This window comes from Stenotrophomonas sp. YJH_SMC_91 (assembly GCF_059368495.1).
This window is the reverse complement of sequence record NZ_JCAFRT010000023.1, coordinates 15,047-37,486: the sequence shown is the minus strand read 5'-3', so window position 1 is coordinate 37,486 and position 22,440 is coordinate 15,047. Positions and strand designations below refer to the sequence as shown.

24 protein-coding genes are annotated in these 22,440 nt (G+C 66.7%); all 24 read right to left on the bottom strand.

The window, feature by feature from the left end; genetic code table 11:
- Window position 1 precedes the first annotated feature (1 nt).
- The 24 genes from fliO to AC5P5X_RS19370 all read right to left on the bottom strand — a co-directional run bounded on the left by fliO (window position 2) and on the right by AC5P5X_RS19370 (window position 22,289).
- Entirely contained in the window at window positions 2-421 is a 420-nt protein-coding gene (fliO, locus tag AC5P5X_RS19485; RefSeq protein ID WP_005409542.1) for a flagellar biosynthetic protein FliO, read from the bottom strand.
- Window positions 418-753 (bottom strand): flagellar motor switch protein FliN, encoded by a 336-nt coding sequence (fliN, locus tag AC5P5X_RS19480; protein ID WP_005409543.1) that lies wholly within the window; start codon window positions 751-753, stop codon window positions 418-420. The genes fliO and fliN overlap by 4 nt, the downstream gene beginning before the upstream one ends.
- Window positions 750-1,754, bottom strand: a complete 1,005-nt coding sequence (fliM, locus tag AC5P5X_RS19475; protein ID WP_005409544.1) for a flagellar motor switch protein FliM — start codon at window positions 1,752-1,754, stop codon at window positions 750-752. The genes fliN and fliM overlap by 4 nt, the downstream gene beginning before the upstream one ends.
- Window positions 1,755-1,764: 10 nt before the next feature.
- Window positions 1,765-2,280 carry a flagellar basal body-associated FliL family protein gene (locus AC5P5X_RS19470; RefSeq protein WP_062606966.1) on the bottom strand — a complete coding sequence of 172 codons (516 nt, stop codon included), beginning with the start codon at window positions 2,278-2,280 and terminating at the stop codon, window positions 1,765-1,767.
- A 222-nt stretch (window positions 2,281-2,502) separates the two neighbouring features.
- A complete protein-coding gene (locus AC5P5X_RS19465) occupies window positions 2,503-3,660 on the bottom strand; it encodes a flagellar hook-length control protein FliK (RefSeq protein WP_111189485.1) in 1,158 nt (385 codons plus the stop codon).
- Window positions 3,660-4,127 carry a flagellar export protein FliJ gene (fliJ, locus tag AC5P5X_RS19460; protein WP_005413256.1) on the bottom strand — a complete coding sequence of 156 codons (468 nt, stop codon included), beginning with the start codon at window positions 4,125-4,127 and terminating at the stop codon, window positions 3,660-3,662. Before fliJ ends, AC5P5X_RS19465 begins: the two co-directional genes overlap by 1 nt.
- A 3-nt stretch (window positions 4,128-4,130) precedes the next feature.
- Window positions 4,131-5,516, bottom strand: coding sequence for a FliI/YscN family ATPase (locus AC5P5X_RS19455; protein WP_005413257.1), 1,386 nt, complete (start codon window positions 5,514-5,516; stop codon window positions 4,131-4,133).
- Complete coding sequence (locus tag AC5P5X_RS19450) at window positions 5,513-6,154, bottom strand: FliH/SctL family protein (RefSeq protein ID WP_111189486.1); 642 nt, start codon at window positions 6,152-6,154, stop codon at window positions 5,513-5,515. Before AC5P5X_RS19450 ends, AC5P5X_RS19455 begins: the two co-directional genes overlap by 4 nt.
- Entirely contained in the window at window positions 6,151-7,137 is a 987-nt protein-coding gene (gene fliG, locus AC5P5X_RS19445) for a flagellar motor switch protein FliG (protein WP_024958226.1), read from the bottom strand. The genes AC5P5X_RS19450 and fliG overlap by 4 nt, the downstream gene beginning before the upstream one ends.
- 7 nt (window positions 7,138-7,144) lie before the next feature.
- On the bottom strand, window positions 7,145-8,791 hold the full coding sequence (fliF, locus tag AC5P5X_RS19440) for a flagellar basal-body MS-ring/collar protein FliF (protein ID WP_012480110.1): 1,647 nt from the start codon (window positions 8,789-8,791) through the stop codon (window positions 7,145-7,147).
- 13 nt (window positions 8,792-8,804) lie between these two features.
- A complete protein-coding gene (fliE, locus tag AC5P5X_RS19435) occupies window positions 8,805-9,170 on the bottom strand; it encodes a flagellar hook-basal body complex protein FliE (protein WP_005409552.1) in 366 nt (121 codons plus the stop codon).
- Between the two features lie 435 nt (window positions 9,171-9,605).
- On the bottom strand, window positions 9,606-10,022 hold the full coding sequence (locus AC5P5X_RS19430) for a hypothetical protein (protein ID WP_044570072.1): 417 nt from the start codon (window positions 10,020-10,022) through the stop codon (window positions 9,606-9,608).
- A 177-nt stretch (window positions 10,023-10,199) separates the two neighbouring features.
- Complete coding sequence (locus AC5P5X_RS19425) at window positions 10,200-10,679, bottom strand: hypothetical protein (protein WP_111189487.1); 480 nt, start codon at window positions 10,677-10,679, stop codon at window positions 10,200-10,202.
- Between the two features lie 140 nt (window positions 10,680-10,819).
- Window positions 10,820-12,325 carry a sigma-54 dependent transcriptional regulator gene (locus tag AC5P5X_RS19420; protein WP_111189488.1) on the bottom strand — a complete coding sequence of 502 codons (1,506 nt, stop codon included), beginning with the start codon at window positions 12,323-12,325 and terminating at the stop codon, window positions 10,820-10,822.
- A complete protein-coding gene (locus tag AC5P5X_RS19415) occupies window positions 12,322-12,699 on the bottom strand; it encodes a response regulator (RefSeq protein WP_005409556.1) in 378 nt (125 codons plus the stop codon). The genes AC5P5X_RS19420 and AC5P5X_RS19415 overlap by 4 nt, the downstream gene beginning before the upstream one ends.
- 14 nt (window positions 12,700-12,713) lie before the next feature.
- Window positions 12,714-14,123 (bottom strand): RNA polymerase factor sigma-54, encoded by a 1,410-nt coding sequence (gene rpoN, locus AC5P5X_RS19410; RefSeq protein WP_043033575.1) that lies wholly within the window; start codon window positions 14,121-14,123, stop codon window positions 12,714-12,716.
- A gap of 438 nt (window positions 14,124-14,561) precedes the next feature.
- Window positions 14,562-15,194, bottom strand: a complete 633-nt coding sequence (locus AC5P5X_RS19405; protein ID WP_111189503.1) for a response regulator — start codon at window positions 15,192-15,194, stop codon at window positions 14,562-14,564.
- Window positions 15,195-15,286: 92 nt separating this feature from the next.
- Window positions 15,287-15,865, bottom strand: coding sequence for a PilZ domain-containing protein (locus AC5P5X_RS19400; protein WP_005413262.1), 579 nt, complete (start codon window positions 15,863-15,865; stop codon window positions 15,287-15,289).
- Entirely contained in the window at window positions 15,862-16,155 is a 294-nt protein-coding gene (locus AC5P5X_RS19395) for a hypothetical protein (RefSeq protein ID WP_005413263.1), read from the bottom strand. Before AC5P5X_RS19395 ends, AC5P5X_RS19400 begins: the two co-directional genes overlap by 4 nt.
- Complete coding sequence (gene fliS, locus AC5P5X_RS19390) at window positions 16,152-16,568, bottom strand: flagellar export chaperone FliS (protein ID WP_049448908.1); 417 nt, start codon at window positions 16,566-16,568, stop codon at window positions 16,152-16,154. Before fliS ends, AC5P5X_RS19395 begins: the two co-directional genes overlap by 4 nt.
- Window positions 16,569-16,696: 128 nt before the next feature.
- Window positions 16,697-18,115 (bottom strand): flagellar filament capping protein FliD, encoded by a 1,419-nt coding sequence (gene fliD, locus AC5P5X_RS19385; protein ID WP_012480116.1) that lies wholly within the window; start codon window positions 18,113-18,115, stop codon window positions 16,697-16,699.
- Window positions 18,116-18,555: 440 nt separating this feature from the next.
- The gene (locus tag AC5P5X_RS19380; protein ID WP_005413265.1) at window positions 18,556-19,734 is read right to left on the bottom strand and encodes a flagellin; all 1,179 of its coding nucleotides are present in this window, start codon (window positions 19,732-19,734) and stop codon (window positions 18,556-18,558) included.
- An 86-nt stretch (window positions 19,735-19,820) separates the two neighbouring features.
- A complete protein-coding gene (locus AC5P5X_RS19375) occupies window positions 19,821-20,996 on the bottom strand; it encodes a flagellin (RefSeq protein ID WP_099473109.1) in 1,176 nt (391 codons plus the stop codon).
- Window positions 20,997-21,068: 72 nt separating this feature from the next.
- Window positions 21,069-22,289, bottom strand: coding sequence for a flagellin (locus AC5P5X_RS19370; protein ID WP_111118369.1), 1,221 nt, complete (start codon window positions 22,287-22,289; stop codon window positions 21,069-21,071).
- Window positions 22,290-22,440: the final 151 nt, after the last annotated feature.

Here is a 22,440-nt window from a genome sequence, read left to right as displayed (position 1 = left end):
GTCAGGGGTCCTTGCGCAGCCGCTGCTGCAGCAGCTGGGCGAAATTCGGAAGATTCTTGAAGTCCGGCACGCGCACGGGCGCGGGCGGCGGCAGCGGTTCGGGCAGGGTGTGCAGGGTGTTGATGCCGCCGGCGGTGACGCCCAGCAGCAGCTGCTGGCCGTTGACCTCGACCACCACCACGCGCTCCTTGGCACCGACACTGAGGCTGGCCACCACCTTCATGCCTTCGGCCGGGCGGAAACCACTGCCGGGCAGGCGCTTGAGCAGCCAGCCGAGGCCGATGACCAGCGCCAGCACTGCCAGCAGCGCCAGCACCGCGCCGAACAGGCTCGGTGCGGCGGCTGCGTGCTGGCCGATCTGCGGGCCGGCCGGAGCGGCGGTCTTGCCGACCGCCAGCAGGGTGGAGGCCAGCAGGCTCAACGCAGTCTCCGGATCCGCTCGCTCGGGCTGACCACATCGGTCAGGCGCACGCCGAAGCGGTCATTGATCACCACCACTTCGCCATGGGCGATCAGGGTGCCGTTGACGAACACATCCAGCGACTCGCCGGCACCACGTTCCAGTTCCACCACCGAACCCTGGTTGAGCTGCAGCAGGTTGCGGATCGGCAGGCGCGCGCGACCGACTTCCAGCGACAGCGTCACCGGTACGTCGAGGATCACGTCCAGGTTCAGGTCCGGGCCGTTCGCCTCATCGGCCTGCAGGCTGCTGAACTGGGCCGGAGTGGGTTCGAGGGCGTCGATATCGTTCATTGCGGGTCTTCCTGGATGACGGGTACGCGCGGGCGGGTGCCCGGCGGATGGGTAGCGGTGATCTTCACGGCGTTCATGCCGTTGGCGATGCCGAACTCGCCGGTGAACACCGGGATGTTCTCCACGCACACCGGCACCTGCGGGCTCAGCTCGATCGGCAGGATGTCGCCGACCTTCAGTTGGGTCAGGTCACGCAGGGTCATGCGCTTGCTGGCCAGTACGCTGGACAGGGTGACTTCGGCGATGTTGAGCTGTTCACGCAGGGTCTTGCCCCAGCTCTCGTCGCGGTCGTTGCGGTCGCTCTGGATGCCGGCGTCGAGCAGCTCGCGGATCGGCTCCAGCATCGAATACGGCAGGGTGACGTGGATGTCGCCACCGCCGCCATCGAGTTCGACGTGCAGGCGGCACACCACCACGTATTCGCGCGGCGTCACGATGTTGGCGAAGTGCGGGTTGATCTCCGAGTTGATGTACTCGAAGTCGACGTCCATCACCGGTGCCCAGGCCTCGCGCAGGTCGGCGAAGGTCTGCTTCAGCAGCAGGTGGATCACCCGCATTTCGGTGGCGGTGAACTCGCGGCCTTCGATGCGGGTGGGGTAGCGCCCGTCGCCACCGAAGAAGTTGTCGACGATGGCGAACACCAGGGTCGGCTCGAACACGATCAGGCCGGTACCGCGCAGCGGCTTGAAGCGGATCAGGTTCAGGTTGGTCGGCACATACAGCGAGTGCATGTAGTCGTTGAACTTGATCAGCTCGATGCCGCGCACCGACAGCTCGGCCGAGCGACGGATCAGGTTGAACAGGCCGATCCGCCACAGGCGCGCGAAACGCTCGTGGACCATTTCCAGGGTTGGCATGCGACCGCGGATGATGCGGTCCTGGCTGGCGAAGTCGTACGAGCGCGCTTCGCCTGACGGCGGTTCCGGATCGGTTTCGACCGCGCCACTGTCCACGCCGTGGAGCAGGGCATCGATCTCGTCCTGGGACAACAGATCATTCATCGGTGGGCCCTTACTGGGTCACGAAGCTGGTGAACAGCAGGTCGTCGGCACCATTGCTGCCGGTCTCGGCCTTGAGCACTTTCTGCACTTCGGCCAGCGACGCAGCCTGCAGCTTCTGCTTGCCGGCGACATCGGCGATCTGGTCCGGGCTGACCTGCGAGAACAGCATCAGCAGGCGTGCGCGGATGGCGGGTGCATGGGTCTTGATCGCTTCCAGCGCGGACGGGTCGCGGGTCATCAGCTGCACTTCCAGCTGCAGGTAGCGCGGGCCATCGACCGGGCCGTTGAGGTTGACCACGAAGGCCGGGTCCAGCGCGAAATACTGGGCCGGTGCCGGGGTCGCGGTCTTCTTCGGGGCCTGCGCGGCCTTGTCTTCGTGCTTGGACTGGGTGAAGAACCAGACGCCGCCACCGGCGGCAGCGGCGGCCAGTACGGCCACCAGCGCGGTGATCAGGATCGGACTACGCGGCTTGGCGGCCTTGTCCTTCTCGGCTGTCTTCTTGGTTTTGTCAGCGGCTGCGGCCACGGGGTGAAGCTCCTGAGGGTTGCTTCACCGGGATATGCAAGGGGTGTGCCGAAGGCGGGGCAGAGGGGTGCGACGGAATTCCGTCGGGGGGCGGTGGGGCCGTGCGGAGCAAGCTCCGCACCCACCAACGCGATACTGGCCGGTGCGGCTCCATTGCCCCGGTGTCCTGATAGGCGCCAGCCGCCCCGCCCTGGTGGGTGCCAACCTTGGTTGGCACGCCAGTCAGGCGTAGGCGTCCAGCAACCCGCGCTGGCGGATCAGCTGCGCGGACGACACGTTGGTGTCGCCGGGCGACGGTTCTCCGTCACCGGCGGTCCCACCGTTGCCAGATGCTCCCGACGCATTGCCGTCGCCCCCCGGGGCCTGGTGGCCAACATCAGCGTGTGCCAGCTGGAAGCCCTGTTCGCCCAGCAGCTCGCGCAGGCGCGGCAGGCTGCTTTCCAGCGCCTGCCGCACATCCACGTGCGGGCTGCTGAAGCTGGCATGCACCTTGTCGCCGTTCAACTGCAGGCGAACATCCACCGGGCCCATGTCGTCCGGGCTCAGGCGGATATGGGCGTGGCCGATTTTCTGGTCGGCCAGCCAGCCCAGGCGTGCGCCGATGGCCTGGTCGAAGCCGTCGTCACCCAGCACGGGCTTCGGTGTGGGTTCGCCATTGAAGATCGCGTTGCCGGTGGCGAGCGCCGCCTTCAGGTCCTGTACGGCGGCCCCCGCCGGTGCATGCAGCAGTGGTGCACTGGCGCGGTCGCCAACGGCGACCACGTCACTGCCTTCGCCGCGCTCGCTGCGCTTGCCGGGCAGGATCATCTCCGGCAGTGGCAGCGCGCTGGCATCGCCCGCGCTGGTCGCCGCCGGTTTGCCGTCGGCCGTCGCTGCGGCGGCCGTTGCTGGGGCAGTTGCAGGCAGTGCCGGATTCGCGGCAGGAGCAACGGGCAGTGCGCTGCCGTCGCTGGCCTGCAACGGTGCAGCGGTGGTCGGCAGGGCAGCGGCCGCATCCACGGGCGTCGGCATCGCCAGCACCAGGCCGGCCAGACCGAGCGGCGGCCAAGGGGCGTCTTCGGTCGCGGCGGGCTTGTCCTTGTCGGTAGCGGGTGCAGCCGGGGTCACGGCAACGGGCGGCAGCGGCGGCGCTTCAGCGGTTACCGCTTCGGCGTCGCTGCGTTCGCCTGGTGCCTGGCCACTGCTGTCAGTGGTCGACGGCTGGCTCGACGTGGATGGCGACGGCGTGGTGGCGCTGCCGGCAGGGGCGGGTGCAGAGGGCGCGCCGTCCTGCAGCAGCTGGCTGAAGTCCTTTCCGCCTTCGCTGCGCGGGGCGCGCGCCGCACTGTTGCTGGTGGCCGGCGTGGCAGGGTTGGCACTGCCGGCGAGTGGGGAGGGCATCACGAGCGACCTCCCTGCTCGGTGCCGTCCTGGTCTTCGGCCTGGACCAGGCGCGCGCGGCGCGCACCGATATCGTCCATCTCGCGCTGGTCGCGGCGGTCGGTCACCACTTTTTCCTGCGCGCGGTAGCTCGCGGCCAGCTGTTCCAGCACGGCCTTGTCACGGCTGGCCAGGATCAGCCGGGCGCGCTCGGCTTCCACCTTTTCGCGGTTGCCATTGACCGTGGCCTGCTGCTGTTCGACGGCACTGTCCAACCGGTCGAGGAAAGCGCGTCGGTTGAGCAGCTGCGCCGGGCTGGTGGCGGCCATCTGAGCGTTGGCGTACTCCTCGGCGTAGCGGCGCAGTTCGTCCAGTCGCGATAGATGGGTATCGAGCACGCGCTGGCGTTCGGCCAGGTCGCGGGCAACCGCGTCCTCGTGTTCCTGGGCCCGCTTGAGCAGGGGATCAATGCGCTTGGACTGGTTCATGGCTTAACTCTCTTGTTCCACCAGGCGCTGCAGCGCCGCCTGGCTGTGCGGGAGATCTGCGGCCTTGGCAACGTCCTGGCCGAGGAACTCCATGATTTCCGGCCAGCGTTCCAGGGCTTCGTCGGTGGCCGCGTCGTTGCCGCGCTGGTAGGCACCGATGGCGATCAGGTCACGGTTGGCCGAGTAGGCCGAGACCAGTCGCTTCAATTTGCGGATGCGCAGGCGCCACGGCTCGTCGGCGATTTCCGTGACCACACGGCTGACCGACGATTCGACGTCGATGGCCGGGTACAGGCCGCTGTCGGCCACGCGCCGCGAGAGCAGGATGTGGCCGTCGAGGATCGCGCGCGCCGCATCGGCGATCGGGTCCTGCGGATCATCGCCTTCGGTCAGCACCGTGTAGAACGCGGTGATCGAGCCACGGCCCTTGGCGCCATTGCCGGCGCGTTCGACCAGTGCCGGCAGCTTGGCGAACACCGACGGCGGGTAGCCGCGGGTGGTCGGCGGCTCGCCCACCGACAGGCCGATCTCGCGCTGTGCCTGGGCGAAGCGGGTCAGCGAGTCCATCAGCAGCAGCACGTTCAGTCCCTGGTCGCGGAACCATTCGGCGATGGCGGTAGCGCGGTAGGCACCGTGCAGGCGCGCCAGCGGCGGCCGGTCGGCGGGACTGGCCACTACCACGGCGCGGCGCAGGCCTTCCTCGCCCAGCGTGGTCTCGACGAAATCGCGCACTTCGCGGCCACGTTCACCGATCAGGCCGACCACGATCACGTCGGCGGCGGTGTAGCGGGTCATCATGCCCAGCAGCGTCGACTTGCCGACGCCGGAGCCGGCGAACAGGCCGACACGCTGGCCGCGGCCGATCGGCAGCAGCGCGTTGATCGCGCGCACGCCCACGTCCAGCGGCTGGGTGATCGGTTCACGCGCCAGTGGATTGATCGACACGCCGGCCATGCCGACATGGCCTTCGGCGCGGATCGGGCCCTTGCCGTCCAGCGGCACGCCATCGCTGTCGATGACGCGGCCAAGCAGGCCTTCGCCCACTTCCACGCCACCGCGGCGCGCCGATGGCACCACGCGGGCGTTGGGCAACAGGCCATGCAGCTCGGCACTGGGCATCAGGTAAGTGCGCTCGCCGGCGAAGCCGACCACTTCGGCATCGACCCAGCCGCCGTCGACCACTTCCACCTTGCAGCTGGCCCCCAGCGGCGCCTCGCAGCCGACAGCTTCCAGGGTCAGTCCGACCGCGCGGCGCAGCACGCCTTCGCGGATCAGGCCACGGCCATGGGCGGTATCCACGCGCAGTCCATCGAGGCGACGGGCCAGGCGCAGGTTGCGGGCCATGGCCCAGTCGGCCGGTGGCGGCGTCGGCTGCGGATCGGGGTTCATGCATTGGCTCCGGTCTGGCGGATCACCGCGTCCAGCGCGCCGCGCAGGCGGGCTTCCAGGGTGCCGTCGATGCGCACGGCTTCGGCGTGCACGCGTAGATCGCCGCGGCTGAGGCTGGTGTCTGGCACCAGGCGCTGTTGTGGCGGCAGGCTCAACAGCGGGGCGAGGGCGGCGATGTCATCGGGATGCAGTCGCACTTCGACCTCGCGGGTGCTGCCACCCACCGCGTCGATGGCCTCACCGACCAGCTGTGCCAGCAGTGCCGGGTCAGCTTCATAGGCGCGGCCGACCAGCGCACCGGCGATGCGTACCGCCAGCTCACCGAGTGCGCCGACCACTTCGTTCTCCAGCCGCACCAGGGGGCGGCTGAAGTTGTCGAGGATGCCTTCGATCTGCGCGGCGAGGCGACGCACTTCGGCCTGACCCTGGCCGTAACCTTCAGCATGGCCGTGCTGGAAGCCTTCCTTCTCGGCGCTGTCCTGGATGGCCTGGATTTCCTCCAGGGTCGGCAGCTGCAGCGACGGCTCCGGCTCGTGTTCCGGGTCCGGCTCGGTGAGTTCGAACGCATCCTCCTGCTCCAGCACCGGTTCGGGCTGGGCCAGCAGGTCCGGGGCAAGCCAGCGCACGACGTTGCTCACAGCATGGCCTCCGCGCTGCCACCGATGGTGACGGTGCCTTCATCGGCCATGCGCTTGACGATGGCCAGGATCTCGCGCTGTGCGCCTTCCACGTCGGACAGGCGCACCGGGCCACGAGCTTCCATGTCTTCCAGCAGGATTTCGGCCGCGCGCTGCGACATGTTGCGGGTGATCTTGTCGCGCACCTTGATGTCGGCACCGCGCAGGGCCAGGCCCAGGCGCTCGCCGCTCACTTCGCGCAGCACCAGCTGCATTTCGCGGTCATCCAGGTCGACCAGATCGTCGAACACGAACATCAGGTCCTGGATGCGGTTGCTCAACGGCGCATCGATGCGGGCGATTTCTCCCAGGATCGCCTGGTCCTGGCCGCTGTCCATGAAGTTCAGGATGTTGGCCGCGCACTGCACGCCGCCGATGTTGGACGATTTCAGGTTCTGGTTGCCGGCGAACTGGCGCTCCATGATCTCGTTGAGTTCATTGAGTGCGTTCGGCGGAATGCCGTCGAGGGTGGCGATGCGCAGCAGCACGTCCACGCGGGTACGGTCCGGCAGCAGTTTCAGCGCGTCGGCGGCCTGGTCGGTTTCCAGGTGCGCCATCACGATGGCGATGATCTGCGGGTGCTCGTTGCGCACCAGGTCGGCCACCGCACGCGGGTCCATCCACTTCAGCGCGTCCAGGCCGGTGGTGTTGCGGCCGAGCAGGATGCGGTCGATCAGGTTGCCGGCCTTCTCGCTGCCCAGCGCCTGCACCAGCATGTTGCGGATGTAGTCGTCCGAGCCCACGCCCAGCGAGGTCTTCGAGCCCAGCTCCTGGCCGAACTGGTCCATCACCCGTTCCACCTGCTCGCGGGTGATGTCGGTCATGGTGGCCATGGCGATGCCGATCTTCTGCACTTCCTTGGGTTCCATGTGGCGCAGCACTTCGGCCGCATCCAGCTCACCCAGGGACAGCAGCAGCACGGCCGCGCGCTGTACGCCGGTCAGTTGTGCCTCAGTCATTGGCCACCCAGCCCTTGACCACCTGGGCCACGCGCTTGGAGTCGGTCTTCACGGCTTCACGCGCCATCCGCAGTCGTTCCTCATAAGAATCCACCGGCAGGGCCAGTGCGTCTGGTCCGGCCAGGCTGGCCCGGTCGGCGCCCAGCGCCGGCAGCGGCATGCCATCGTCATCGACCAGCTGCACATCCGCGGTGTGCGGTTCCAGTGCTGGTTCGTCGTTCTTCTTGTTCTGGCCGGTGATCGCACGCAGTGCCGGGCGCAGCACACCGAACAGCAGCGCCAGCACCACCACCGCGCCGAGCAGCATGCGGCCGGCATCGTGCACCCACGGCAGCTCCCACCAGGCCGGGCCTTCGACCGGCGTGGTATCCCGCACGAACGGGGCATTCATCACCGACACGGTATCGCCACGCTCGGCGTTGAAGCCGACGGCCTGCTTGACCAGCGCTTCGACGCGGGTCAGTTCGGCGGCCGACAGCGGCTGCGGGCTCATCTTGCCGTTGGCGCCGGCGCGCGGCACGTTGTCCACCAGCACCGCCACCGAGACGCGCTTGATGCGGCCTGCCGGCTGGCGGGTGTGCTGCAGGGTGCGGTCCAGCTCGTAGTTGCGGGTGGCGTTCTTGCTGCTTTCGGTCGGGGTCTGCGCGGTGGCCGGTGCAGCCTGCTGGCCCGGCGGGCTGTTGCTGGTCGCACCCGGCACACCCTGCGGGCCAGGGGTGCTGGTGGTGTTCTCGCTCATCTGCTCGCTGCGCAGCTTCTGCGGCTCACCGTTGTAAAGCTCGCGGGCCTCCTCGGTCACCGAGAAATCCATGTCCACGCTCACTTCCGGGTTGACGCGGCCAGGGCCGGTCATCGGTTCCAGCAGCTCGCGGATGCGCTGGTTGAACGAGGTTTCCTGGCGGCGCACCTGCTCGAACTGGGCAGCGTTGACCGCCGCTTCGCTGTTCGGGTCGGTGATGCTGAGCATGCGCCCACTCTGGTCGACCACGGTCACCCGCTCCGGCGCGAGATCCGGGATGCTGGCCGCAACCATGTGCACGATGGCATCCACCTGACTGCGTTCCAGCTGCTGGCCACCACGCAGTTCCAGGGTGACCGAGGCACTGGCTACGTCGCGCTGGCGGGTGAAGGCGCTGGGCTTGGGAATGGCCAGGTGCACGCGCGAATCGCGCACCGGGCGCAGCGTGTTGATGGTGCGCGACAGTTCGGTTTCCAGCGCGTGCTGGTAGCGCGCGCTTTCGACGAACTGGCTGACGCCGAAGCCCGGGTCGCGTTCCATCAGCTCGAAGCCGAGCTTGCCACTGTCGGTCAGGCCGGAACCGGCCAGCTTCAGGCGGGCGTCGTGCAGGTTCTTTTCCGGCACGGTGATGCCACCGGTGGCCGGGTCGAGCGCGAACGGAATCTGCGCGGCGCGCAGCAGGTCGGTCGCTTCAGCGGTGGCCTTCTGGTCCAGGCCGGTGTACAGCGGGACCATGCCCGGCTTCTGCGACCAGAAGAACACGGACAGGCCTGCCGCCACCGCCACCGCGATCATCGCCATCAGGCCCAGCCGACGGGTGATCTGCAGGCTCTGCAGGCGGTCGAACCATTGCCCGGCCTTTTCGGCGTTCAGGCTGTCCTTGGAGAGCGTCAGTGCCATGCGTCTCTATTCCTTACAGCGGCATGTTCATCACGTCCTGGTAAGCCTGGACGAGACGGTTGCGGACTTCCACGGTGGCGCGGAAGGCGATCTGGGACTGCTGCGAGGCGACCATCACCTTGGCGAGGTCGGCGCTGGGGTCGCCCATTTCGAAGGCCTTGGCGAGGGCGCCGGATTTCTGTTGCGCATCGTTGACGCCGGCAATCGCACCACGCAGGGTTTCGGTGAAGCTGGCCGGCTGGGCCTGCGGTGCGTCCAGCACCGTGCCCGGCAGGGCGTTGCTGCGAGGCGTTTCGCCCAGCGGGTTGAGCGCCGGCTGTCCCATCTGGGTCTGATAGGAGCGGATCTGCGAAAGGATCGAAGTGACGGAGTGGGACATCTGCAACGGTTCCAGAAACAGGGATGGGGTTGTCTGCTGTAGCCAGTGCAAGTGCCGTGCCGAAACCGGTTTTCGATTCAGTGAAGTGAGGGTGGGGGTGTTTGGTGGCAGGGCTGCGCCCTGCACCCGCAGAGGCCACGTCAACATCAACGTCAAAATCGGGCTATCCGTGGGGTGGCGGGGTGGGTCCGGTTACGGGGGACGCCGTAAACCCGTCCTTGGGGGCTTGGCCGCGGCATCCATGCCGCGGACACCCCCGCAACCGGACCCACCCCGCCTTCGACAGTGGGCCGCGATCTGTTGGAACCTGCTGCTGATGGTGCTTCTGATGGTGGTGGGTGCCGACCGTTGGTCGGCACGGGGTCGGATCCCGTTGCAACGCAACCGGCTCTGACTCCGGTCGTGGCGCCATTTAACCGGCGTCGGTTTTCTGGCCTATGGCTGCAGGGTCCATCGGCCGGAATTCTGGCGCTGGCGCGGGGCAATGGGTCCGTCGTGCTGGGTGTAGATGAAGCGACCCTGGCGGTCGCTCTGGCAGGTCAGCAGCAGGGTGTAGTGGGCGGGGCCGGCCGGGTGGGCCTCGGTCATGTGGAGTTCCGCGATATGCGGGGCCAGGCGCTGGTAGCGGTAGCTGCCGCCGATGCGCAGGTCGGTGCCGAGGATGTCGAGCACGTACTGGCTGCCGGCGAAGCTGACCTGGACCATGCGTCCGGCATTGGGGTTGTCCGGGGCGTACAGCGGGTCGCTGAGGTTGGTGAACTGGCGCTGGTCGAGCGTGGCGGGCAGGATGCAGTTGGCCGCGGTGGCCAGGGCCGGGCAGAGCAGGACGGCGAGCAGGATCAAGCGATGCATGTGGACCTCCTTGGGATGTCCTTGCCAATGCACCGCAGTTCGGCGCTGCTGTCTTTAGGAAGACTTGTAAACGCGGGAGTTTCGGCTCCCTACCGCAGGTGGCACTTTGACCCCTGCGAGTTCGTTCAGCTGGTCGGCGCGGCGTGCTCGCATTCGACGCCTCGCATGGGCTTCGGGTTAACCGTTGCCTCGGGCATTTGAGGAGCGTTCCTTCACTTCCTGCAGCCACGCTTCGAACATATCGGAAGGCAGGAGATCTTCGGTATTGGAGAAATGGAGATCGTGGCTGAACTTGACGCTCAGCTTTTCCGTAACGGCGTCGAAGTGCGCCTTCAGCTGGGTAGGGGGTTCTCGATCATGATTCTTATGAAGTTCAAGTAGGCGATCAAGATCGTCCAAGAGAAAATCCAGCAGGGCGCTGCCACGGGAATCGGAAAGGTCAAACGGCTGACCACTTCCGGCCGCGGGAGCGTCGTTCAACTGGTTGGTCCTGTAGAGGTGACCGCCAATGTCATAGAAGACGTCTGCAGATGACGTCCCATCTTCCGCTGCACCGTACAGGTAGACCCCATCCACGCGATGCTCTCCGTACTCCAGGCAAACGCTCAGCATTGATTCCAGTAATTCCTGCATGGAATCTTCGAAGGTCCCGTTCATGGCATTCCCTGGTCGAAATCACAATCCTTGAGGCTATTGCGTAACGAAGCAGAACGCATTGGGAAAAGTTGTAAATCTCAAAAACACCAACGCCCGGGCAAGCCCAGGCGTTCGTGCCCCCTTCATGCTGGTAGCGCGCTTCAGCCGGCCAGTTCGGCCTGCTCGCGTTCGATGCCGTACTTGCGCAGCTTTTCCACCAGGGTGGTGCGGCGCAGGCCGAGCAGCTGGGCGGCGTGGGCGACCACGCCCTGGGTGCGTTCCAGTGCTTCGTTGATCAGGCCCAGTTCGATGTTGGCCATGTGGTTGCGCAGGTCCATGCCTTCGTCGGGCAGGGCGGCCGGTGCCGCCGGGCGATTGACGGCGATGCCGTGCTCCAGCGCCGGCTGGTTGCCGCTGCCGGGCGTGTGGAACGAGAAGCTGCGCAGGTCCAGTCGCTCTTCGCTGGTGGCGGGCTGTGCCGGCGTCGGCGTAGCGACGGCAGCCAGCGCGGCATCGCCACGGTAGCGGGCCGGCAGGTCCTGTACGCGCACCGATCCACCCGGATGCAGCACGGCCAGGCGCTCGACCAGGTTGGTCAGCTCGCGCACGTTGCCCGGCCACTCGTAGCCGGCCAGTGCCTGCAGGGCTTCCGGGGTGAAGCGCACTTCGCCACGGCCGGTGCGGGCCAGCTGCGCGGCGATGGTTTCCACCAGCGCCGGCAGGTCCTCACGGCGCTCGCGCAACGCGGGCACTTCAATCGGGAACACGTTGAGGCGGTAGAACAGATCCTCGCGGAACTTGCCTTCGGCGATGCGCGTTTCCAGATCGCGGTGGGTCGCGGCCACGACGCGCACGTTGCAGCGGATGGTCTGGTTGCCACCGACGCGCTCGAAGCTGCGTTCCTGCAGCACGCGCAGCAGCTTCACCTGCATCGGCAGGCTCATGTCGCCGATCTCGTCGAGCAGCAGGGTGCCGCCTTCGGCCATTTCGAAACGGCCCTTGCGCGCGGTCAGTGCGCCAGTGAAGGCACCCTTTTCGTGACCGAACAGTTCGCTTTCCAGCAGGTCGGCCGGAATGGCGCCGCAGTTGATCGCCACGAACGGGCCATCACGGCGCGGCGAGCGCTGGTGGATGGCGCGCGACACCACTTCCTTGCCGGTGCCGGATTCGCCCAGCACCAGCACGGTGGTGTCGAACGCGGCCACCTGCTCGATCATGGTGCGCAGTGCGGTGACCGCCGGGCCGTTGCCGGTTGGTCCCTGCTCCTGCGCGGCACCGGCCTGGTGCTCGGCATCCAGGCGCTTGAGGCTGGCGCGGCGCAGCAGGGCTTCCATCTGCGCGTGGCGCAGCGGCGTCTCCAGTGGCCAGATGTTGGCTTCGTGCAGGCCGTGCTGCTGCGCGAAGGCTGCGGCATCACCGTCGGCCAGCAGTACCGGCGGAGGCAGGCTGCTGCCGCCCAGCCAGTTGTAGAGTGCGGTGCTGGCGGCGTTGTCGTCCAGGCTGCCGACGATCACTGCCATCCAATCGTTCTGGCGCTGCCGGCCCAGATCGAAGTCGGCCGCGTCGGAGACCCAGCGCGGGTTGAAGTCCATGAACTCCAGCAGGGCAACGGTGCGCTCTGCACGCACGGCGTCGTTATCCAGCACAAGGATGCGCGATTCGCTCACGACTGTTCCTCCCTGAGGCCTTCCAGGATCGGCATGACTTCCTGGATGTAGGACAGCTTGCTGACGAAATTGTCGGCACCGGCACGCAGCGCGTGCTCGCGGTGCTCGGCGTCGTCGAAGTGGCTGGCGATCACGATGTACGGTGCGTCGTCCTGCGACTTGATCAGGCGGGTGGCCTGCAGGCCGCCCATCTCAGGCATTGCCAGATCCATCAATACGACCTGCGGGCGCAACGTTTCCGAACGCTCGATCGCTTCCAGGCCGTTGCCGGCGCTGCCGACGATCTGCAGCCAGTCGATCTTGCGGAAGTGGCGCATTGCCGCGTTGATGAAGCCCTCGTGGTCATCGACCAGCAGGACGGTAAGCTTGTTCATGTGCAACATCCTTTTCAGCCCACCCGGGCCAGCTGTGGTTGCCTGGCGCCGAGCCGGCGCCGTTCACGGGCCGGGGCGATGTCCAGTTGTTCCCGGTATTTTGCGACGGTTCGGCGGGCAATGTTCACCCCCTGGCGTGACAACAGGCCGGCGATCGCCTCATCGGCCAGTGGCCGACCGGCCGGTTCGGCGTCGATCAGGCGGCGGACCATGGCCTTGACCGCCTGCCCGGAGACGCTGGCGCCTTCCAGTCGGACGGCGAAGAAGTGCTTCAGTTCGAAGGTGCCGCGCGGGGTCTGCAGGAACTTGCCGGTGGTGATGCGCGAGACGGTGGACTCGTGCATGCCGATTTCCTCGGCCACTTCCTTCAGGGTCAGCGGTGCCATGGCTTCCTCGCCACGCACCAGGAACGCGGCCTGGCGCTCGACGATCACCCGCGCGGTGCGCAGCAGGGTGTCGTAGCGCATTGACAGGCCGCGGCTGAACCAGCGCGCTTCCTGCAGCATCTCGCGCAGTGCCGGGACGGCCTCACTGCTCTCTGCCAGCGCCTGTTCGTACTGGCTGTTGATGGAGACGCGGCGACTGGTGGCCGGGTTCAATGCCACTTTCCACTGGCCATCGGCGTGCCAGGCGACCACATCCGGAACCACAACGGCATTTCGTTCCGGCAGCAGGCTGTCGCCTGGGCGTGGCTGCAGCGACAGGATCAGGCGTACCGCTTCGCGCACATCGTCGATCTCGGCGTCGTGCTGGCGGGCGAGGGCGGGGTAATCATGTGCGGCCAGCGCATCGAGTGCGCCGTCCAGGATGCGCGTGGCCAGGTGGCGGGCAGGCACCGCGCCGTGAAGGCTGCGCAGCTGCGCCTGCAGGCCCTCGCGCAGGTCCTGGGCGGCCATGCCGGCCGGGTCACCGTGCAGCAGCTGCTGGCGGATGGCTTCGACGCCGTCGGCGTCGATGTCGAACTGGGCGCTGGCCAGCAGCCGCAGCTGGCCCAGTGGCGCCTGCAGGTAGCCAGCCTCGTCGCAGTGGTCCAGCCAGAATGCGGCCACTGCCAGCTGGCGATCTTCCATGTCCAGCGACAGGCGCTGCAGCACGCGCAGCTGCGGGTCGGTGGATTCGCCGGCGGCGATGCGCGCCATGCGGTCGTCGTCGCCGTCCTGCCAGCTGGCGCCGGCCACGTCCCACATCGACGACTCGGGCAGCTCGTCGAACGCGGCGGTTTCCAGCGTCGCGGTGGCAACGTCGGTGGCGTCGGCGGCCGGTGCTTCGGGTTCTTCGATTTCCAGCAGGGGATTGGAGTCCAGCAGGCGCTGGATTTCCTGTTCCAGGTGCAGGCCATCAAGCTGCAGCAGCCGGATCGACTGCAGCAGCTGCGGGGTGAGGTGAAGTTGTTGGCCCAGCTGGGTCGAGAGTGCAGCCTTCATCGTGGTTCCCCGGCGCCGCTCCCCGGCGCCTTGTGGAACGCATCTTGCTTTTGATCCGGCGGGGGCGGAATCGGGGGGGTCCTGAGGAGCTTCGTGAATTTCCTGACGGCGTGTAGGGGTATTCCCTACAGTGGCGCGGAATGTTGACGATGATCTTCGCTAAGTTGCTGATTTCCGGTGCAAGGCCCGGATTGATCGGGCTGCGCCGTGTACGGATTCCTGTCGGGGAGTGTCGGGATGACGGGAATTCGACGCTGGGTGCGGGTTGGCTGCGTCGGCTGTCGATAGAGACGATCACCGGTAGAGTCGACTGTCAGTCGACTGCTCTCCGATCAGACCAAGGAAAAGTCCCGCGCTCCGCGCGCAAGTCGACTGACAGTCGACTCTACCAACAGCCCACTCTACCCAGCCATCGCTTCGTCACGCCGCGGCTGGCGCTTACTCCAGCTCGTGCTGATGGCGCGCGGCCAACAGCAGCAGATCGTTGGCGCGACGGCAGCCCAGTGACTCCATCATGCGTGCGCGGTGGGTTTCCACTGTCTTGACGCTGATGCCGAGGTCGGCGGCGATTTCCTTGTTGCTCTCGCCCTTGCCGATGCGGCGCAGGATCTCGCGCTGGCGCGGCGACAGTGCGGCGATGCCGGTGGGTTTCTCGCGCCCGAGCATCGGTGCCAGCATCTTGGCGGAGATCTGCGGGCTCAGGAACACCTGGCCGGCATGCGCCGCGCGAAGCGCCAGCTCCAGTTCCTGCGGCGCCGCATCCTTGACCACGAACCCGGCCGCGCCGCGGTCGAGGGCATCGCGCACGTGCGCGGCGTCGTCGTGCATGGTCATCATCACAACCCGGGTACCGGGCGCGCGCAGCCGGATATCGCTGAGCGCTTCCAGACCCGTACGGCCAGGCAATGACAGGTCCATCAGGACCACGTCCGGGGCGTGCTGCAGGGCCAGCTGCAGCGCCTGTTCGGCGTTGCTGGCCTCTGCAACCAGCTGCACGTCGGCAAACCCCTGCAGCAGCCGCGCCAGGCCGGCGCGGACCAGGGTGTGATCGTCGACGATGAGAACTCGCACAGGCACGCAGCAGGTCCGTGTAGGGGAGTCCACCTTAACTTAGCTGAACGGGCGCGCCAAGGCTTGCCCGCCAAGCTCGATGGTGGCAGGTTTCAGCGCGCCCGGCGTGCCTCGGCCACCTGGCGCCGGTGCAGGCGGAACAGGTGGCGCTCCATGGCCATTTCCAGGCCATCGCCAAGGCGCTGGAAGCGCAGCCACAGATAGTGGCCGCCGCCGCCATCGGCCGCTTCGGCAATCACTTCCACCGGCAGGTCGATATGGTCGGGCAGCCAATCGCTGGGCTGCAGACGGACCAGGCCCGCCTGGCCGGGGCTGGCGCCACTGCGCGGGCCCAGTTGCAGGCGGATGCCACGGCGCGACCAGCGCACCGGGCGCAGGGTCAGTTCCTGGCCCTGCTGGCGGACCAGGCGGCCAAGCAACACCATCGCCAGATCCAGCTTCGCCTCCAGCCGCTGCAATTGCAGGCTGGCTTCATTGCGGTCGTCATGCTCGTCAACGCGGCTGTCTTCAACCAGCGCCAGGCTGCGCAGCAGGCCCTCGGCACTGCCGGTACGGCCGGTGCCACTGCCTGCCTGGAATTCGGCGGGCAGTGCCAGCTCGCAGCTGAGCGTTTCGTCGAACAGCTCGCTTTCGGCGGGATGGTGCAGCGACGTTGTCGGCAGTTGGGTCATGCCAGCGATTCTGCCTGCAGGTAGGCATGGGCCGCGCGAAGAGAGCGCTGGCCGTCATTCATCAGTGCTGCCACCGCATCGCGACGCTGGCGCAGCAGGCCCAGCAGGTTCTGCTGGCGTTCGAACAGCGCACTGAGTGGTGCGTGGTCGTCCGAGGTCAGCGGCTGGCTGAGCAGGGCATGCAGCGTGCTGTCGTGACCGTCGAGCAGGCTGTCGGCCTGGTCGAGGGCGTCTTCGCCCAGGGCCTTTTCGAAGGCGTCCAGCTGGGCGTGCAGTTCGTGCAGGCTCATGGGGCCACCGCAGCCGGGCGGCGCTGTTCCATCGGGATCGCATTCCAGGCGCTGTCGATCTCGCCCAGCAACTGCAGGGATTCATCGAGGGCGGCACGGTCGTTGTGCAGGTTGGCCTCGGTCAGGCGCTGCAGCACGTAGTCGTAGAGTGCCGACAGGTTCCCGGCGATTTCACCGCCAGCCTCATGATCCAGCGAGCCATTGAGGTGGCCGACGATCGCGCAGACCTCGCCGATCGCCTTGCCCTTGCCGGCCTGGTCGCCACGCTCGAGGCTGGCCAGGGCGCGCCGCACGCGCTCCAGCGCGCCGGCCAGCAGCATCGCCACCAGCTTGTGCGGATCGGCATCGGCGACCGCACTGGTCACTCCCACCTGGCGGTACTGCTCGGCATATTGACGGCTGGAACCGTACATTCGTGATTCTCCTTGCGCGGGGTGCCGCCGGACGGTCGTGGGGACCGCTGCCGGCGGTGCGGCGTTGATTGCTGTTGCGTCCGTTATCGGTGCGTTACACGCCAAACTTGAGCGTTGCACGCCGTCCTTTAGCGGTTCAGCTGTGCCAGCTGCTGCTGCAGCGACGTATTGCTCTGCTGCAGCTTGCCCATCAGGCTGTCCAGTGCGATGAACTGCTTCTTGTAGCGCTCCTCCACGTTCTTCATGCGCGTGTCGAGGTCCTTGCGGCGCTTGTCGATGTTGTCCAGCGTGGTGTTGAGGCCCTTGGTGCGGGCGACGAAGGCACCTTCCTTGCCGACCGTGGTACTGACGTAGCCGTCGACCATGGTGTACAGCGTGCCGGCACCGCCGGTGTCGCCGGTGATTGCCGAGCGGATCTTCTCGGGCTGACTGGCCAGCGCGGCGGCAAACTTGGTGGCGTCCAGCACCAGGCTGCCGTCGGCGTTGGGGTAGCCACGCGTCTGCAGTCCCAGCGTTTTCGGGTCCAGGCCATCGGCGGACAGTTCCTTCAGCACGCCCGACATCACCGAGCGCAACTGGCTGGAGGCACCACGCATCTGCGCGTCGCCGGTCAGCGTGGCGGCTTCCTTGGTCTTGGCGTCGTACTTGGTCTCGGTGTTGATCGCCGCGATGGCTGCGTTGTAGGCGGTCACGAACTCCTGCATCACCTTGGTGGCTGCAGTGGTATCGGTGCTGATCACGACGGTGCTCTTGCCCTTGACCTTGAGGTTCAGGGTCAACCCCGGCACGGCGTCGGCCACGGTGTTGCTGGCGCTGACCACCGTGACGCCATCGATGGTCAGCTCGGCATCGGCTGCCGCGGTGTTTTCCTGGAGGCTGCCCACCAGTGCGGTCAGTTTCGGGTCGCTGCCGCCGTATTCGAGCTTGATGGCATTGGCGGCGCCGGTCTTTTCCTGGGCAATCGACAGGTACTGGTTGTCGCCCGAGGCGATCAGGGTCGCCTGCACGCCTTCCTTGCGGCCTGCGGCGTCGATCTTGTTGCGCACGGTGGTCAGCGTATCGCCGGCTTCCACCTCGACCTTCATCGTCTTTGCCTTGTCGCCGACGCCAACGGTCAGCGTCAAGGTTCCGGCGCCGAAGGTGTCGGTCTTCCCTACCGAGGTATTGGCAATCAGCTTGTGTGCGGTGGCAAGGGATTTCACCTCCACCTGGTGGGTGCCATTGGAGGCTGCTGCCTTGGTCGTGCCAAGGTCGTACAGTGCCACCGAGGCCGTCAGCACGTCGTCGGTGTTGGCGGGTTGCGCCTTGCCGGTGGCGGTCACGGTGCGGGTATCGAAGGCGGTGGTGGCCTTCAGTGCGGTCAGCGCGGTCTTCAGCTTGTCGAAGGCCGCAGTGACGGTGCCGATCGACGACAGCTGCATCTTGGCCTTGGACTGCTGCAGGTTCAGCGCGTTGTCGGCGGGCTTGCGGTCGGCCGCGACCAGCTGGTTGACGATGTCCGAGATGTTGAGCCCCGAGCCAATGCCACCGTATCCAAAGCTTGCCATGTGATTCTCCTGGTATCCGGGCCTGGCCGTCGTGCGGTGGCCCGTCGTCAACGAAAATAGCGGCCTGCGCCGCTGGGTCTTGAGGACTTCGTTGATGCACGTGCCGTGCCAATGGTCTGGCGCAGGTTCTGGCACGCGGGTTGCAGGAGGGCTGGGGCAGGGTGCGGGTAGGTTCACCGCGGGCTGCCGGGAGTCTGCAAAAAGCCCTCCCCCAATGCAGGGGAGGGATCAGGCTACTGACAATCGGGGGGAGACGAAGCCGCCCGGTACGTACAGTCAAAGGTACAGCGCTGAAAGAGAGGTCCGCAGGAGCGGGCGATGCCAAGCCGGTTCGGGAGCGATCCCGGGCCGGGCATGGCCCGCGCCTTCGTGCACCGTGGCTTCCGGGTTGCCGCTACCGTCGGTTCGACCCGACGGTAGCGGCGCCTTCTTGCCGTGGATCAGCGCAGCAGGCTGAGCACGCCCTGCGGCACCTGGTTGGCCTGGGCCAGCATGGCCGTACCGGCCTGCTGCAGGATCTGGGTGCGGGTCAGCTCTGCGGTTTCCTTGGCGAAGTCGGTGTCCTTGATGCGGCTGCGCGACGCCGACAGGTTTTCCGACGAGGTCTGCAGGTTGGCGACGACCGAGGTGAAGCGGTTCTGGATCGCACCGAGGTCGGCGCGGGTGCTGTTGATCGCACCCAGGGCCTTGTCGACCACTTCCATCGCCTGCTGTGCACCAAGCACCGTGCTCACGTCCAGCTTCTGCACGTTGGCGGCGGTGGCGGTGCCAGCGGTGTAAGCACCGGCTGCGGTCTTCGCGCTCCACACGCCGGTCGCGGCGGTCAGATCGCTGCGCTCAAGCGCGATGTCGGCAGCGACGACGGCCTTGCCTTCCTTCACCGAGGTCAGTTTCATCGAGCCGTCGGCATTCGCCTCGGCATAGAGGCCGGCTTCGCCGATCTTTGCGTTGATCGCCGTGGCGACAGCCTTGGACGCGTCGGCAGTGGTGGCGCCGGCCTTGATCTCGACGGTGCCGATGTCCACGCCCATTACCTTGCCGGTAATGCGCGAGCCGTCGGTACTGGCGGCCAGTACGTCAGTTGCACCGCTTGCGAAGGTCGAGGTGCCGAGCGAACCCGCTTTCGCATCGATGGTCTTGTCGATGGCGATGGCCTGGCCGGCATTGGCGCCGACCTGGAACAGCTGGCTGGAGAACGTGCCGTCCAGCAGCTTGGTGCCGTTGAAGTCCGACTGCTTGGCGACGCGGTCGATTTCCGAGACCAGCTGGGTCACTTCGGCCTGCAGGGCCTTACGGTCGCTGGCCGAATTGGTGGCGTTGGAGGCCTGCACCGACAGCTCGCGGACGCGCTGCAGGTTGTTGCCGATTTCGGTCAGCGAACCTTCGGCGACCTGGGCCAGCGAGATGCCGTCGTTGGCGTTGCGGATGGCAACGTCGGTACCGCGGATCTGCGTGCCGAAGCGCTCGGAAATCGCCAGGCCGGCGGCGTCGTCCTTGGCGCTGTTGATGCGCGAACCGGAGGACAGGCGCTGGATGGTGGTGGCCAGCGAGCTGCCGCTGGTGCTCAGGTTGCGCTGAGCATTCAGGGACATCGTATTGGTGTTGATGACTTGTGCCATGGTGCTTTTCCTTTGGCGAAGGTGGAACGTATTTCAGGATCCGGGCGCCGCGTCATGCGGTGCCCGGAGGTCGATCAGCGAGCGGATCAGCGCAGCAGGCTGAGCACGCCCTGCGGCACCTGGTTGGCCTGGGCCAGCATGGCCGTACCGGCCTGCTGCAGGATCTGGGTGCGGGTCAGCTCTGCGGTTTCCTTGGCGAAGTCGGTGTCCTTGATGCGGCTACGCGAAGCCGACAGGTTTTCCGACGAGGTCTGCAGGTTGGCCACGACCGAGGTGAAGCGGTTCTGGATCGCGCCGAGGTCGGCGCGGGTGCTGTTGATCGCACCCAGGGCCTTGTCGACCACTTCCATTGCCTGCTGTGCACCCTTCACGGTGGACACGTCGATCTTGTCGGCGAACTGCTTGCCCGGGACCGGGGTGGCCGCGGCGAAGCCGGCCAGCGAGCTGCCGATGGCAGTGAAGGCGCCCGCGTTGTTCACGCTGTCCTTGACCGAGGTCAGGGTCAGTGCGCCGGCGGCATCGGTTTCGGCCAGCACGCCGGTTTCGCCGATCTTGGCGTTGATGGCGGCAGCGACGGCCTTGCCGTTTGCAGCGGTGTTGGCGGCAGCGTCACCGACGCTCTTGACCGTCATGGCGCCGAAGTTGAAGACGGTGCCCTTGCTGTCGGTGATGGTGAACGCACCCACTGCGGTGTCGGTGTCAGCAGTACCGGCGATTGCGGTTGCGGTACCGCTGGAGAACTGTGCACCACCCAGGGCGTTGGCCTTGGCATCGATGGTCTTGTCGATGGCGATGGCCTGGCCGGCATTGGCGCCGACCTGGAACAGCTGGCTGGAGAACGTGCCGTCCAGCAGCTTGGTGCCGTTGAAGTCCGACTGCTTGGCAACGCGGTCGATTTCCGAGACCAGCTGGGTCACTTCGGCCTGCAGGGCCTTGCGGTCGCTGGCCGAGTTGGTGGCGTTGGAGGCCTGCACCGACAGCTCGCGGACGCGCTGCAGGTTGTTGCCGATTTCGGTCAGCGAACCTTCGGCGACCTGGGCCAGCGAGATACCATCGTTGGCATTGCGGATGGCGACGTCGGTACCGCGGATCTGCGTGCCGAAGCGCTCGGAGATCGCCAGACCGGCGGCGTCGTCCTTGGCGCTGTTGATGCGCGAACCGGAGGACAGGCGCTGGATGGTGGTGGCCAGCGAGCTGCCGCTGGTGCTCAGGTTACGCTGAGCATTCAACGACATCGTATTGGTGTTGATGACTTGTGCCATGAGGAGAGGTCCTTGAGCGGTTGCACGTGAGTTGGGTTAGACGCCCCCGACGTGCCCCGGGGGCGGCTCATGTCAGCGCTGCAACAGGCTGAGCACGTTCTGCGGTACCTGGTTGGCCTGGGCCAGCATGGCCGTACCGGCCTGCTGCAGGATCTGGGTGCGGGTCAGTTCGGCGGTTTCCTTGGCGAAGTCGGTATCGCGGATGCGGCTGCGCGAGGCCGACAGGTTCTCCGAGGAGGTCTGCAGGTTGGCCACCACCGAGGTGAAGCGGTTCTGGATCGCGCCGAGGTCGGCGCGCACGCTGTTGACCGACTCGAGGGCCTTGTCGACGATCGACAGCGCCTTCTGCGCACCTTCGGCGGTGGTGACGTTCAGGTCCTTGACGAAGTTGGCCGTGGCGCCGGTCAGCAGGCCGCCGTTGGTGCTGGTTTCGGTCAGGCCCAGGCCAGCGATGGTCGCGGCGGTGGCGCCAGCCGGCGGGGTTGCGGCACTGATGCCCAGGGTGAAGGTCTGGCCGTCCTTGACCGAGGCCAGGCTGATCACGCCGGCATTGACCGAGGCCATGACGCCGGTTTCGCCCAGCTTGTTGTTGATCGCGGCGGAGGTGGCCGAGGTGATCGATTCGCCCGCCTTCACGGTGAAGTCGTTGATGGTGACCGTGGTGGCGGTGCCGCCCGGCGGGGTCACCGAGATCTGCAGGCCGGAGTAGGTGGTGTCGGCGGTGGCCTTGTCGGCGGCGGCCAGGCTGGTGCCGGTGTAGCCGTTGGCGAAGGTTGCCGCGCCCAGCGAATCAGCCTTGGCGTTGACCACGCTGTTGATGGCGATGGCCTGGCCGGCGTTGGCGCCGACCTGGAACAGCTGGCTGGTGAAGGAGCCGTCCAGCAGCTTGGTGCCATTGAAGTCAGCCTGCTTGGCCACGCGGTCGACTTCCGAGACCAGCTGGGTCACTTCAGCCTGCAGGGCCTTGCGGTCGCTGGCCGAGTTGGTGGCGTTGGAGGACTGCACGGCCAGTTCACGGATGCGCTGCAGGTTGTTGCCGACTTCGCTCAGCGAACCCTCGGCGACCTGGGCCAGCGAGATACCGTCGTTGGCGTTGCGGATGGCCACGTCCAGACCGCGGATCTGGGTGGTGAAGCGCTCGCTGATGGCCAGGCCGGCCGCGTCGTCCTTCGCGCTGTTGATGCGCAGGCCGGACGAGAGGCGCTGGATGGTGGTAGCGAGCGAGCTGCCGCTGGTGCTCAGGTTGCGCTGAGCGTTGAGCGACATCGTATTGGTGTTGATTACCTGTGCCATGGGGTCGTCTCCTCTTATATGGAACCCGTTGGTGAATGAAACGAAGCGCCGCCTGTTTTTTTGTGTGGCTGTGTGCTTCGCTGTTGCCAAATGAATAACGGCGCTTTGTCAACAACCTTTAGCCGTGAATTCCGTCGATGCTGCAATTCGG

Excerpts from the sequence above, each read along its gene's own strand:
- fliD (WP_012480116.1), bottom strand. The coding sequence starts at position 18,115 with ATGGCAAGCTTTGGATACGGTGGCATTGGCTCGGGGCTCAACATCTCG.
- fliM (WP_005409544.1), bottom strand. The coding sequence starts at position 1,754 with ATGAATGATCTGTTGTCCCAGGACGAGATCGATGCCCTGCTCCACGGC.
- fliN (WP_005409543.1), bottom strand. The coding sequence starts at position 753 with ATGAACGATATCGACGCCCTCGAACCCACTCCGGCCCAGTTCAGCAGC.
- AC5P5X_RS19415 (WP_005409556.1), bottom strand. The coding sequence starts at position 12,699 with ATGAACAAGCTTACCGTCCTGCTGGTCGATGACCACGAGGGCTTCATC.
- AC5P5X_RS19465 (WP_111189485.1), bottom strand. The coding sequence starts at position 3,660 with ATGCCCTCCCCACTCGCCGGCAGTGCCAACCCTGCCACGCCGGCCACC.
- AC5P5X_RS19425 (WP_111189487.1), bottom strand. The coding sequence starts at position 10,679 with ATGAACGGGACCTTCGAAGATTCCATGCAGGAATTACTGGAATCAATG.
- AC5P5X_RS19455 (WP_005413257.1), bottom strand. The coding sequence starts at position 5,516 with ATGAACCCCGATCCGCAGCCGACGCCGCCACCGGCCGACTGGGCCATG.
- AC5P5X_RS19375 (WP_099473109.1), bottom strand. The coding sequence starts at position 20,996 with ATGGCACAAGTCATCAACACCAATACGATGTCGTTGAATGCTCAGCGT.
- fliS (WP_049448908.1), bottom strand. The coding sequence starts at position 16,568 with ATGTACGGTTCCAGCCGTCAATATGCCGAGCAGTACCGCCAGGTGGGA.
- AC5P5X_RS19380 (WP_005413265.1), bottom strand. The coding sequence starts at position 19,734 with ATGGCACAAGTCATCAACACCAATACGATGTCCCTGAATGCTCAGCGC.
- fliE (WP_005409552.1), bottom strand. The coding sequence starts at position 9,170 with ATGTCCCACTCCGTCACTTCGATCCTTTCGCAGATCCGCTCCTATCAG.
- rpoN (WP_043033575.1), bottom strand. The coding sequence starts at position 14,123 with ATGAAGGCTGCACTCTCGACCCAGCTGGGCCAACAACTTCACCTCACC.
- AC5P5X_RS19370 (WP_111118369.1), bottom strand. The coding sequence starts at position 22,289 with ATGGCACAGGTAATCAACACCAATACGATGTCGCTCAACGCTCAGCGC.
- AC5P5X_RS19400 (WP_005413262.1), bottom strand. The coding sequence starts at position 15,865 with ATGACCCAACTGCCGACAACGTCGCTGCACCATCCCGCCGAAAGCGAG.
- AC5P5X_RS19430 (WP_044570072.1), bottom strand. The coding sequence starts at position 10,022 with ATGCATCGCTTGATCCTGCTCGCCGTCCTGCTCTGCCCGGCCCTGGCC.
- fliJ (WP_005413256.1), bottom strand. The coding sequence starts at position 4,127 with ATGAACCAGTCCAAGCGCATTGATCCCCTGCTCAAGCGGGCCCAGGAA.
- AC5P5X_RS19395 (WP_005413263.1), bottom strand. The coding sequence starts at position 16,155 with ATGAGCCTGCACGAACTGCACGCCCAGCTGGACGCCTTCGAAAAGGCC.
- fliF (WP_012480110.1), bottom strand. The coding sequence starts at position 8,791 with ATGGCACTGACGCTCTCCAAGGACAGCCTGAACGCCGAAAAGGCCGGG.